This window comes from Aquimarina sediminis (genome assembly GCF_002895435.1).
GTDB lineage: Bacteria > Bacteroidota > Bacteroidia > Flavobacteriales > Flavobacteriaceae > Aquimarina > Aquimarina sediminis.
This window is the reverse complement of record NZ_POYJ01000014.1, coordinates 105,502-119,297: the sequence shown is the minus strand read 5'-3', so window position 1 is coordinate 119,297 and position 13,796 is coordinate 105,502. Positions and strand designations below refer to the sequence as shown.

Annotated in this window: 9 protein-coding genes; 5 read left to right on the top strand and 4 right to left on the bottom strand. The window is 34.5% G+C overall.

Annotation, left to right across the window (positions count from 1 at the left end; all coding sequences use genetic code 11):
• Positions 1-15: 15 nt before the first annotated feature.
• The 3 genes from C1X07_RS22090 (at position 16) to C1X07_RS22080 (ending at position 2,653) form a co-directional block, all read left to right on the top strand.
• A complete protein-coding gene (locus C1X07_RS22090) occupies positions 16-975 on the top strand; it encodes an aldo/keto reductase (RefSeq protein ID WP_103072223.1) in 960 nt (319 codons plus the stop codon).
• A 20-nt stretch (positions 976-995) separates the two neighbouring features.
• Positions 996-1,646 (top strand): spermine/spermidine synthase domain-containing protein, encoded by a 651-nt coding sequence (locus tag C1X07_RS22085; RefSeq protein WP_103072222.1) that lies wholly within the window; start codon positions 996-998, stop codon positions 1,644-1,646.
• A gap of 71 nt (positions 1,647-1,717) precedes the next feature.
• Complete coding sequence (locus tag C1X07_RS22080; protein ID WP_103072221.1) at positions 1,718-2,653, top strand: threonine ammonia-lyase; 936 nt, start codon at positions 1,718-1,720, stop codon at positions 2,651-2,653.
• Between the two features lie 115 nt (positions 2,654-2,768).
• On the opposite strand, the gene C1X07_RS22075 is transcribed toward C1X07_RS22080, so the two are convergent.
• Positions 2,769-4,232 carry a glutamate synthase subunit beta gene (locus C1X07_RS22075; RefSeq protein WP_103072220.1) on the bottom strand — a complete coding sequence of 488 codons (1,464 nt, stop codon included), beginning with the start codon at positions 4,230-4,232 and terminating at the stop codon, positions 2,769-2,771.
• 13 nt (positions 4,233-4,245) lie between these two features.
• Positions 4,246-8,748, bottom strand: a complete 4,503-nt coding sequence (gltB, locus tag C1X07_RS22070; protein ID WP_103072219.1) for a glutamate synthase large subunit — start codon at positions 8,746-8,748, stop codon at positions 4,246-4,248.
• Between the two features lie 437 nt (positions 8,749-9,185).
• Between gltB and C1X07_RS22065 the strand changes: the two genes are divergently transcribed.
• Both C1X07_RS22065 and C1X07_RS22060 read left to right on the top strand, forming a co-directional pair.
• Positions 9,186-9,524, top strand: a complete 339-nt coding sequence (locus tag C1X07_RS22065; RefSeq protein ID WP_103072218.1) for a P-II family nitrogen regulator — start codon at positions 9,186-9,188, stop codon at positions 9,522-9,524.
• Between the two features lie 58 nt (positions 9,525-9,582).
• Positions 9,583-10,833, top strand: coding sequence for an ammonium transporter (locus C1X07_RS22060; protein WP_103072217.1), 1,251 nt, complete (start codon positions 9,583-9,585; stop codon positions 10,831-10,833).
• A gap of 52 nt (positions 10,834-10,885) precedes the next feature.
• On the opposite strand, the gene C1X07_RS22055 is transcribed toward C1X07_RS22060, so the two are convergent.
• Together C1X07_RS22055 and C1X07_RS22050 are read right to left on the bottom strand one after the other, a co-directional pair.
• Complete coding sequence (locus tag C1X07_RS22055; RefSeq protein ID WP_164914231.1) at positions 10,886-13,102, bottom strand: response regulator; 2,217 nt, start codon at positions 13,100-13,102, stop codon at positions 10,886-10,888.
• 243 nt (positions 13,103-13,345) lie between these two features.
• Positions 13,346-13,684 carry a DUF4870 domain-containing protein gene (locus C1X07_RS22050; protein WP_103072255.1) on the bottom strand — a complete coding sequence of 113 codons (339 nt, stop codon included), beginning with the start codon at positions 13,682-13,684 and terminating at the stop codon, positions 13,346-13,348.
• Between the last annotated feature and the right edge of the window lie 112 nt (positions 13,685-13,796).

Sequence of the window (13,796 nt, the reverse complement as noted above, 5' to 3'; positions counted from 1 at the left end):
ACACTACAAGATAATATGAATACAGTAAAACCTCTGATTGGATTAGGTACAGCAGCCATAGGACGCCCTCAGTATATTAATGTTAGGCAAGAAGAAGGAGCATCAATTTCTCTTGAAGAGTTTCGTAATAAGGGCAGAGATACTTTAGAATATGCATATCAAAATGGTATTCGTTATTTTGATACTGCCCCTGGATATGGTCTGGCAGAGGAATTGCTGCTAGATTGGGTAAAAACAAAACAAGACCCTGATATTGAAGTGGCAACAAAGTGGGGATATACGTATGTGGCAAATTTTGATCCAACTGCCACCACTCATGAAATAAAAGAACATAGCCTCACTAAACTTAATGAGCAATGGTTACAGTCACAAAAATTATTACCTTATTTGAAGATCTATCAGGTTCATTCTGCCACCTTTGATTCTGGTATTTTAGAAAATGAAGAAATCTTAAAACGATTATACGAATTAAAATCAAAACACAATTTGATTATGGGAATAACCACAACAGGGGATAATCAAATAGAAGTCATAAAAAAAACATTAAATATTGTTATAGAAGGTAATTCACTATTTGATGCATTTCAGGTTACTTATAACGTCCTTGATCAGAGCCTAAACGATATAATGGATACACTAAAGGAGCAACACAATAAAGTAATCATTAAAGAGGCTCTTGCTAATGGACGTTTATTTCCTAATGATAACTACCTTACCTACCAACCCCTTTACCAAATTTTACAAAAGCTAGCAGACAAATATAAAGTGGGTATCGATGCAATTGCTTTACGATTCTGTATAGATAGTATACAACCCTACAAAGTTCTCAGTGGGGCAGCAAACTCTGATCATATAACTGATAATCTTAAAGTATCAAATTTTACATTAAACACTAATGAAATTGAAATCCTAAAATCTTTCAGATCAAAACCCTCTGAGTATTGGGAGGAGCGAAAAAAATTAGGCTGGAATTAAAATAGTACCCTAAATAATTTATGAAAAAATTGCTAAGTTATCTATGGCCATTTACCAAAGAGATTCCTTCCAAAATTAATGGAACATTAGAGCTTACCTGGATGAATGGTAAAAAAGTATTAGATAGTCAGAATGCTAATCATTCGTACGGGACATTACAAAAATTGCTCAACTATGGTCTCTCTCAAATACGTATTCCCCCTAAAGGAGAAATATTATTATTAGGTCTGGGAGGAGGAAGTATAATACAGACGCTTCGGAATAGTACTAGTTTTTCTGGAAGTATTACTGCTGTAGAAATCGATGAAATAATTATTGAGATTGCAAAGAATGAATTTGGTATCAAAAACACAAGTGATCTAAGAATCATCTGTGATGATGCGTATGGTTTTATAGATCAATGCATTACCCAATTCGATATTATCATCATAGATATCTTTATAGATAATAAGGTACCACAGCAGTTTTATGACCTAACATTCTGGGCAAAAATCATGTCTCTCATACGTCCTACGGGATATGTACTATTTAATGCTGGTATCAACCTAAAAGAAAATACAAATATAGAACTCATAAAATCTATGGATAATCCTAATGTTGAATTTACACAATACAATAACGTTCAGGGTACAAATACATTATTGATAGGAAAAAAAGGTAGTGAAAGTTAAAAAAACTAGCATATCTTTCAGTACATCTATTTTCTATTTATTTTTAATCACTCATTAATACCTCTCCAATAATGACTATTCAAGAGCTTCAAAATTGTCATCAAAGTATCATACCATACATACACAGAACTCCTATACTAACTTCTAATTTACTTAACAAAATTTCTGGGGCTCAACTTTTTTTTAAGTGCGAAAACTTTCAGCGAATGGGCGCGTTTAAAATGAGAGGAGCCACTAGCGCTATCTTGAAACTATCCGAAATTCAGAAATCTAAAGGTGTGGTTACACACTCTTCGGGTAATTTTGCTCAGGCATTATCTTTGGCTGCCAAAAGCTTAGGAGTAAAAGCGTATATCGTAATGCCTTCTGATGCTCCACAAGTTAAAAAAGAAGCGGTAAAAGAATATGAGGGAGAAATTATTGAATGCCCCCCAACTCTAAAAGATCGAGTACAAACCGCTACTCTCATTCAAAAAGAAAAAGGAGCTACTTTTATACATCCATCAAACGATCTTGATGTTATTCTTGGACAAGGAACCGCTGCCATTGAGTTACTTCAGGATTATACAGCCCTTGACTATATTTTTACTCCTGTTGGAGGCGGCGGGCTTATAGCCGGAACGGCACTAGCTGCTCATTTTTATGGAAATGACTGTAAAGTTATAGGAGGAGAACCCTATGAGGCTGATGATGCATATCGCTCATTACGCAGTGGAGTTATAGAAACTAATAAAACCGCTAACACTATTGCGGATGGATTAAAAACACAATTAGGCGATATTAATTTTCCTATCATACAAAAACATATTTATCAAATCATTAGAGTAGAAGAGCAAGAAATTATTGCTGCAATGCAGTTAGTTTGGGAACGCTTGAAAATAGTTATAGAACCCTCATCTGCAGTAGCCTTTGCCGCTTTGTTAAAAGATAAAGAACAATTTAAAAATAAAAAAGTTGGGATTGTTATTTCAGGAGGAAATGTAGATTTAAAAAAACTACCTTTTTAAAGACGATCAATAATCGAAAGAGCCACTTAAAAAAGTAGCTCTCTCTTCCTAACAAAAAAACTCACAAGATTTTAGATGCTGAAATCACTTACAGCATAACCTTGGTAGTATGTTTTTATATTCTTGGCAAATCTCCTTCTCCTTTAAGTGGCAAATTAGAAGCTCCCATTAAGTAAGTATCCACATGGTGTGCCGCTTGCCTACCTTCTGCTATAGCCCAAACAATTAGAGACTGTCCTCTACGAGTATCTCCCGCAGCAAAAACACCTTTGATATTGGTCTTATAGTTTTCTTCTGTTGCTTTTATATTTGTTCTGGCGTCCATATCAATACCAAGTTGCTCTGCAATGGTAGTTTCTGATCCCGTAAACCCTAATGCCAATAATGCCAACTCACATTTCCATTCTTTCTCGGTACCTTCTATTTCTTTTAAAGTAAAACGACCATTTTCTTTGACCCATTCTACTTCTATAGTTATCAATCCTATAAGATTACCATTTTTGTCTCCCAAAAATTCTTTGGTAGAGATACTCCAATTACGATCTACTCCTTCTTGATGAGATGAACTTGTACGTAATCTCATTGGCCAGAATGGCCAAGGTTGATGCGCAGGACGTGCTAGGGTTCCTTTGCCCATAATTTCAAAATTAGTGACAGAAGTTGCTCCATGACGAACGGAAGTCCCTATACAATCAGATCCTGTATCTCCTCCACCAATAACTATAACATCCTTGTTAGTCGCTAGTATTTCTTCTCCTAAATCCTTGACTCCATCAACTCTCCTATTATTTTGAGGTAAAAAATCCATGGCTTGTACTACACCTTTGAGATCGGATCCTTTAACCGGTAAATTACGACGAACCGTGGCTCCTGTACACAATACTACCGCATCAAAATCAGCTTTGAGTTGGTCTGCTTTAATATCTTTACCTATTGCTGTTTTAGTCTTAAATATGATTCCTTCTTCCTCTAAAACTGCAACTCTACGGTCGATTACTTGTTTTTCTAACTTAAAATCAGGTATCCCATAACGCAGTAACCCACCTACTTTTTCATCTCTCTCAAAAACAGTTACCAAATGCCCTACACGATTTAATTGTTGTGCTGTGGCTAAACCTGCTGGTCCTGATCCTATAATTGCTACTGTTTTTCCCGTTCTTTCTTTTGGTGGATTTGCAGTTATCCAACCATTCTTAAAAGCTTGCTCTACTATATTTTTTTCTATATTCTCAATGGTAATAGGGTTTTCATTTATTCCTAACACACAGGCTTCTTCACAAGGAGCAGGGCATAATCTCCCTGTAAATTCAGGAAAATTGTTTGTCGAATGCAATATTTTTGCCGCTTTCTCCCATTTACCACGATATACAGCATCATTAAAATCGGGAATTAAATTCCCGAGCGGACATCCACTATGACAAAATGGGATGCCGCAATCCATACATCTTGCTCCTTGGTTTTTGAGTTCTTTCTCGGGCATTTCTACCGTAAACTCTTTATATCCTTTTATACGATCCTTAACAGGTTGGTACTGTTCAATCTCTCTTTCAAATTCTAAAAATCCAGTTATCTTTCCCATGTTCAATATCGTTTTATGCTTGTGCTAATTTTTCTTCTGCTTTTAATCGTATCAATGCTTGCTTATATTCTTCTGGGAAAATCTTAATGAATTTTGGCAATTCACTTTCCCAATTCTCCAGAATTCTTTGAGCCAGAGGACTTAATGTAGCATTATAATGGTTTTCGATTAATGTTCTGAGTTCCTCAACATCCTTTTGTTCCTTGACGGGATCGAGGTTAAGTGCTTCTTTATTACAATGCGCCTCAAATGTTTTTTTATGATCATAGATATAAGCTATACCTCCAGACATACCTGCTCCAAAATTTCTTCCTACTTCACCTAATATAACTGCAACTCCTCCTGTCATATACTCACACCCATGATCTCCTATTCCTTCAACTACAGCTTTTGCTCCAGAATTACGAACACAAAATCTTTCTCCGGCTTTACCGTTTATATATACTTCTCCGGCTGTGGCACCATATAAAGTTACATTACCTGTAATAACATTTTTTTCAGGAACAATACTTGCTTCTTCTGGAACTTTGATAATCAATTTAGCTCCAGAAAGCCCTTTCCCCAAATAGTCATTTGTATTTCCGTTGACCACCATAGTCAATCCTTTAGTAGCAAATGCTCCAAAACTTTGTCCGGCAGCCCCAGTGAAATTTAACTTCAATGTATTCTCTGGTAATCCCTGCGCGCCATATATTTTAGAGATTTCATTACTTAAAATAGCACCTACTGCTCTATCCGTATTACAGATATCAAAATCCAACGCTGTTTTTTCTTTACGGAATAATGCGGGATGTGCCTGTTCTATGATTTTAAAATCTATAGACTTTTCTAAATTGTGATCTTGCTCTTCTGTATTGTGAATTGCCGTACCAGATGGTACATCTACCTGATGAAGAATGGGTGTTAAATCTACACCTGCCGCTTTATAATGATCAATTGCTTTTTTATGGTCTAATTTACTTACTTGTCCAACCATTTCATTGATGGTTCTAAACCCTAATTGCGCCATAATCTCTCGTAACTCCTGAGCTACGAAATACATGTAATTTACAACATGTTCTGGCTTACCTTTAAATTTTTTACGTAATTCAGGGTTTTGAGTAGCAATCCCTACCGGGCAAGTATTAAGATGACATACACGCATCATAACACATCCCGAAGCTACCAAGGGTGCCGTAGCAAAACCAAACTCTTCTGCTCCTAACAAACATGCTATCGCGACATCACGTCCCGTTTTTAATTGCCCGTCACATTCTAATACAATTCGACTACGCAAGTTGTTACCAACAAGTGTTTGTTGTGCCTCTGCAATACCTAACTCCCATGGTAAACCTGCGTGCTTCAATGATGTAAGAGGAGAGGCTCCTGTACCTCCATCAAAACCAGAAACCAGAACGACATCTGCCTTAGCCTTGGCTACACCAGCAGCTACAGTACCAACTCCTACTTCTGATACTAATTTTACATTTATTCTAGCATCTCTATTAGCTGATTTTAGATCGTATATCAGTTGTGATAAATCTTCTATAGAATAAATATCGTGATGCGGTGGTGGTGATATCAGCCCAACATAAGGCGTAGAGTTACGAGTTTTTGCTATTTCAGGATTTACTTTTGGTCCTGGTAACTGTCCTCCTTCTCCTGGTTTGGCTCCCTGCGCCATTTTAATTTGAATCTCACTGGCACTTGTTAGATAATTTGAAGAAACTCCAAATCGACCAGAAGCTACTTGCTTAATGGCACTGTTTTTCCAGTCTCCATTAACATCTTTATAAAAACGAAGTGGATTTTCTCCTCCTTCTCCTGAGTTACTTTTTCCACCGATACGATTCATCGCCACAGCAAGGTTTTCATGAGCTTCCTTACTTATAGATCCATATGACATTGCACCCGTTTTGAAACGCTTTACGATTTCTGTCCAAGGCTCTACTTCATCAATTGAAATAGGATCATAATTAGAAAACTCTAGTAAGCCACGAATTGTCATTAACGCTTTTGATTGCTCATTGATCAGTTTTGCATATTCGGCATATGTTTTAGCATCATTATCTCTAACCGATTTTTGTAATTTGGCAACAGATAATGGGTTGAATTGATGTTTTTCTCCATTACGTCTCCATCGATACTGCCCTCCTATTTCTAAACTCAAATTTGCTGCTACCTCCTGCTCTACATATGCTCTTTTATGGCGCTTAGCAATTTCTTTTTCTATTTCATACAATCCGATACCTTCAATACGGGTAGCGGTATTAGGGAAATATTGGTCTACCACTTTAGTGTTAATACCAATACACTCAAATAATTGAGAACACCTGTATGAATTCAAAGTAGAAATACCAATCTTATTCATTACCTTCAACACACCTTTTCCAACGGCTTTGTTGTAATTATATATAGCATCTTCAAAAGTTAGATCAGTAATATTGTTTTCATCTATTTGTTCTCTAATAATTTCGTTAACCATATATGGATTAATAGCACTTGCTCCATATCCAAACAACAATGCGAAATGATGGACTTCACGAGGTTCTGCAGACTCTATAATGATACTTACTTTAGAACGTTTCCCTAATTTTTGTAATCCACTATTTACATAAGAACATGCTAATAGTGCCGGAATCGGAGCTCTGTGTTTGCTTACATTTCTATCCGAAAGAATTACGACATTTGTTCCTTCATCAATGACATCTGATACGCTTTTTAAGGATGCTTCAAGAGCATCTTCTAAACCGTTTAGCCCTCTATTGATATTATAGAGCATTGGGATAGAAGTTACTTTAAAACCTTTATCAGTAAATGTTTTTATTTTATCAAGATCTTCTTTAGATATTACGGGGTTTTGAATTTTTAGTTTGTTACAGTGTTTCTCGTTAACATCAAATATATTATGATCAGCTCCTAATGTTAAACTAATATCCGTAATTAACTCTTCCCGAATTCCGTCTAATGGTGGATTAGTTACTTGGGCAAACAATTGCTTAAAATAGTTATAAATCAACTGTGGGCGTTCTGAAAGTATTGCGATCGGTGTATCTGATCCCATAGAACCAATTGGTTCTTTTCCTAATTGCCCCATAGGAGCAATAATAGTATCTATATCTTCTTGGGTATATCCAAATACCTCTTTTCGCTTTGCAACTGTTTCTTCTCCCAAAAACAAAGGACAATCATTGTATGGAATATCTTTTAAATGAACCAAATTCTTATCCAGCCATTCTCTATAAGGATGTTTTGAAGCTATTTTTTCTTTGATTTCTTCATCATTAATTATGCGGCCTTCACTCATATCCACCAAAAACATTTTACCAGGTTCCAATCTACCATGATAATCGATATTAGCGGGTTCTAGATCAACTACTCCGGTTTCTGAAGACATAATAACATACCCATCTTTGGTTACACTATACCTAGAAGGTCTAAGTCCATTTCTATCTAATACTGCTCCTATATAGTTACCATCAGTAAAAGGTATAGATGCCGGTCCATCCCAAGGCTCCATTGTACAGGAGTTATATTCATAAAAAGCTTTTTTTGCTTCAGACATTTCTGGGTTTTTCTCCCAGGCTTCGGGTACCATCATCATCATTACTTCGGGTAGCGACCTTCCTGTCATCAATAATAGCTCTACTACCATATCCATAGATGCAGAATCAGACTTACCTTTGAGTACAACAGGTAATACTTTTTTAATATCATCGCCAAACCACTCACTCTTTAGTAACTCTTCTCTGGATCGCATTCTGGTAACATTACCTCTTAAGGTATTAATCTCTCCATTATGACACATATACCTAAAAGGTTGTGCCAGATCCCAAGTTGGAAATGTATTTGTTGAAAAGCGTTGATGAACCAAAGCTAGTCTTGTCACTACTTTAGGATCCATTAGATCTGTATAATAAAGTTTAATATCCTCCGGCATTAATAGCCCTTTGAATATCAAAGTTTTAGTAGACAAACTTGGCAAGTAGAAAAACTTACTTTCGGATAGTTTAGACTCATATATGGTGTGCTCTGTAATTTTTCTTGCGGTAAACAGTTTTAAATTAAAGTCAAAGTAACTTTGATCACTATTCTCTTTGCCAATAAATATTTGTTTAATAAAAGGTTCTGTTGTTGCTGCAATTTCTCCTAGGTGGCTATAATCTACCGGAACATCTCTCCATCCTAACAAAACAAGTCCTTGATCTATAATATTCTTCTCGAATGTATCGATACAAAATTTCCTTTGATTTTCTTTCTTAGGTAAGAAAACATTACTAACCGCATACTCACCAGCTTCGGGTAATACAAAATCACAATGTTCTATAAAAAAGTCATGAGGAATATCGATAAGAATTCCTGCTCCATCTCCTGTTTTCCCATCCGCACTTACCGCTCCGCGATGTTCTAATTTTTCAAGAATCTCTAAAGCTTTATGAATAATATCGTTTGATTTTTTCCCTTCGAGGCTACATATGAATCCGGCACCACATGCGTCGTGTTCAAATTCTGGTAGATACATTCCTTGTTTCTTCATAATATTTTCCAATTCTAAAAGTGTTTCAAGTTGATGAAATTAACAAATCATTAAGGAAGGAAAAAGAAAATAGAATCATTCAACATCACTTTTCTGAGCTCTCTAAAAAAACACCTTTTTGAATATTATAATCATAAAATAATGACTTCTAATTATGAATCTGATAATGTGTTTTTTGTAAAAATCTGTGATTTTTATAAGTATTACAGACAACTGATAATCATAAATTTAAACGAAAACGTTTTCGCTAAAATCACCGGAATCTGGCAGTATCAAATTATCATTTTTTGAACTGAAAAATAAAATACCCCTAATTTTTACGGGGTCATTTATTATAAATGATAAAAATTAAAATCAATACCCTATTTTTTTAGTGGTTAAAATCAAAAACATATACTTTTGAACAGGTTTAACATTAATTTTAACATTTGTTCTTTATGAAAAAAATTGAAGCGATTATCAGGAGGTCTAAATATCGTGTTGTAAAAGAAGCTTTACATAATAAAGGTGTTATGTTTTTCTCATACTGGGATGTAACCGGTGTGGGACATGAACAAAAAGGAAGTGTATACAGAGGTATTTCTTATAGTACTTCTGATATACAAAGAAGATACATATCAATTGTTGTAAATGATGATTTTGAAAAAGCCGCAATAGATGCTATTCTGGAAGCTGCAAAAACAGGAGAAGTTGGAGATGGAAAAGTTTTTATCTCTGATATCAAAGAAGCATATAGGATTCGTACTGGTGAAAAAGGAGGAGACACATTAAACTAACAATCTTTATCGATTATAAAATTATACAGTCAAAAACAACATAAAAAGTAATTAAACAATGGAATTTTTAACTATAAACAACGTATGGATGATGGTGTGTACTGCACTTGTGTTTTTCATGCATTTAGGGTTTTCTTTTTTAGAAATAGGGCTAACTCGTCAAAAAAATACTATCAATATATTATTTAAAAATGTATTTATCATCTGTGTAGGGCTACTATTGTATTATATAGGAGGGTTTAATCTTATGTATCCAGGATTTGAAGAAGGAGATTTTGGATTCCTTAAATTTGCAGGATTCGGGATTGCAGCTCCCGAGAATGGTATGACTCCAGAATATGCGGATGGTGGCTACACCTGGTGGACAGACTTTTTATTCCAAGGAATGTTTGCTGCTACTGCTGCAACTATAGTATCTGGCGCTGTTGCCGAACGTATTAAACTAGGAGCTTTTATGATATTTACAATATTATACGTAGGACTTGTTTATCCTATAGTAGGCTCCTGGCAATGGGGACAGGGCTTTTTATCTACTTTGGTCATAGGCAAAGCTGAAGGGTTTTATGATTTTGCAGGTTCTACTCTGGTGCATTCTGTAGGTGGATGGGCCGCTCTTGTAGCTATTATCTTATTAAGATCCAGAATAGGTAAATTTAGTACTGAAGGAAAACCACAAGCAATACCAGGGCACAATATACCTTTGGCAGCCGCAGGGGTTCTTATCCTTTGGTTAGGCTGGTTTGGTTTTAATGGAGGGTCGGTACTTTCTGCCAACCCAGAGACCACATCGTTAGTACTAGTTACTACTTGTCTTGCCGCCGCGGCAGGAGGTGTTGGTGCATTCGTGCTTTCTACTATATTATACAAAAACTATGATCTTACTATGTTTTTAAACGGTATTCTAGGAGGATTAGTAGGAATAACTGCCGGAGCAGATCTAATGACTCCTAATGAAGCTGTTATCATTGGTCTATTTGCCGGTATAATCATTATTTTGGGTGTAGCCTTAGTTGATCGTTTAAAACTGGATGATCCTGTAGGTGCTATTGCTGTTCATCTAATCTGCGGTATCTGGGGTACTCTCGCTGTTGGTATCTTTGGAGCCAAAGCAGGATTCGATCAGTTCCTAGTTCAAGGTCTTAGTATTATAATCGTTGGAGGGTTTTGTCTAGCCTCAGCATTCCTTATTATATATACACTAAAGAAAACTATTGGTATCAGAGTTTCTGAAAAAGAAGAAATCGATGGGTTAGATAGTCACGAACATGGTATGGATGCTTATCCGGATTTTAGAATCAATCAACACTAAAACATAATACATCTACTTTTTTTTCTAATGAGCTTTCTTCTTTTTTGAAAGCTCATTTTTTTGACTTCGTAAACGACAATATCTTTTGAAACAAATCACTTTGCTTATAAGGTTTGGTTACTATACCATTCATCCCAGATTTATAGATCTGGGTAACCATATTTTCTAAATCAACAGCTGTAAGTGCCATAATAATCACATCTTCATTAAATGCTCTTATTTTTTTTGTTGTTTCTAAACCGTCTTGTTCAGGCATATGGATATCCATAAAAACAATATCGAAACTATTTTCTTGTACCAATGTTACTGCCTCAATACCATTATTCGCAGTTATACAAACTGCACCTGCATTTTCTAGTATTTTTTTTGTTATCATCAGATTGATCGTATTGTCATCTACCACCAACATATTATATCCCTTTAATACATTTTTGTAATCTTCATCTTTTACCATCGAAGGAGGAGATTTTTTTTCTAAGTTTCTTTCCAATTCTATTTCGAAAGAAAAAGTAGTCCCCTTATTTTGCTCTGACTCCAAAGTGATAGTAGATTTATACAAGTCTTCGATAAATCTTTTTACAATATACAACCCAAGTCCAGAGCCTCCATTATGTTTGTCAATGTGTTGTATTCCTTTAAATCCATTAAACACATCAGATTGTAGCTCTTTTTTGATACCTATACCATCATCTTTCACTTCAAAATGAAGCTTTGTCTTATTCTTGGTATTTGCAATCCGTATTACATTCAGCCAAATATTTCCATTCGAAGTAAATTTAATAGCATTAGAAATAAGATTGATAAAAATCTGAGAAAGCTTTAACCGATCTCCAATAACATTTGTCTCTACATCCTTTGAGATATTGACATGTAATTCTGTGTTGCTTTGGCTAAGTTGATGGGCAAACGAATTACAAATCTCTAATAACATCTCATCTAAAAAAAAAGCATCTTTATTCAATCTTACGTTTCCTAATCGAAACTTGGAGTACTCTAATGCGTTATTTACCAATCCTGATAAATGGTTATTGGAAAACTTGAGTGTTTTTAGAAATTCTTTTCTTTGACTTTCGTTTTTTGCATCCTCCATTACCTCAACTAGACCTTGTATGGTATATATGGGCGTTCTTAATTCATGACTTATCACAGAAAAAAACTGATTTCTCTCTTCATCAACCGCCAAAAGCTCCGTGTTTTTCTCTTTTAACTCTCTGTTGATCCTATTTTTATGAGTATTTGATTTGTATACATAGACACTAAAAATGATTGCCAGCACTAACAAAAAACCAATTAAAAAACTTATCTGAATATAGTTCTTTTTTAGTTGAACATTTTTGTTGTTTATAACTGACAACTGTTCTATATCGCTTTTGTTTTTAGCTATTTCATAAATAAAGGTATCTGCATTCGAAGCTCGCTCCTTTAACTTTCTTATGTAGATTTCTTCATATTTATTAGACAGTGCCTGATAATAAGATACAGAGTCGATATTTTTATCATATTCATAAAAGTAACGTGCTTTATACTGCTTGATTAATCTTAAATATTCATCTCTTTCTCTTTTTACAAAGAAAAGAGAATCTGTTTCTAATTGATTAAGTAATTTATATGATTTTTTATATTCTTTTTTCTCTTCAATTAATGCAATGGCCAAATACAATTTAAGTTCGTTTCGAAGAACTTTATTTGCCGAAAGCTGAACTCGCGGGCTTTGTTTACTAAAATCTACCTGATCAAGATCAGAAAGAACCTGCTCAGTTGTACGTATTACATTTTTATATTGCCCTCTATTCATACAACTAATCACATAATCAGTATGATTAAAAAAGCTTCTTATATCATTGTTTTGTTTGTTTCTGCGAACAGCAATAGGATACAAACTATCTAGCTCCTTATGCATATGGCTTTCTCTATAAACTCTCAAAATCATCATTAAAATCCCAGATTCATAGGGTTTATCAAGAAGTTTGTTCGAAATCTTTTGAGCATTGGTCAAATAGGCTAGCGCTTCTTTATACCTCCCTGAGCTATTAAATATTAATCCATACTTGTAATTATATAACACCAAAAACTCTTTATTAACTGAGTTTTTTCCAATATTATATACACTGTCTAATAGCATTCGAGCCTCTACAATACTGTCATTTTTAATTAAACGAGAAACAGTACTTTCTGTATAATCTATGCTTATTTTTTCCTGACTGAAACCTGTATGATAAAGAAATAATATTGCTATAAACCATCTAATACTTACACTCCATACTTTCATATATTTCTTCCTTTTCATCATTACTTACCAATTCCTAATATAATGATTATATATGTATTCATTTATGGTTGAACTCAGTAAGAGCGCTGTATTGAGGAAATTTTATGTTAAAAAAAATAAAATATAAAAATAAAGGATAAAATAAAAAAAACAAACAACATACTGGTTATAAACACCTTATAACAAATACAAAAACCATCATTACCTAAGGCAACGATGGTCTAAAAAAAAAATAAAAAAAATCTATTTAATAATGTCTATTGATAAAGGGTAAGATGGTCGTTCACCATTATTAACCTTTATTGCATTGAGAATCGGAAACACAACACACAATACAGCAATGATCCCCATACCTAATGCTCCTAAACCAAATACTAATGTTAGCGGAATACATATTAAAGCATAGATAAACATACTTATTTGAAAATTCATAATTGATTTTCCATGTTCATCCATTGCTAAAACTCTTTCTCTTTGAGTCAGCCATAATATTAACGGGATTATGAATCCGCCGAACCCGGTAACGAGATCTAATAATTGTGATAAATGCGTAATGACCAATAGTGACCTGTCTTCTTTCATAATTTCTACTTTTTTGATTGATGATTGATGATTGATGATTGCTAAAAATATTAGCAACCTTTATCTATATGACGCAAACAATAGTATTTTGTTACAGAACTATTCTCTGAGT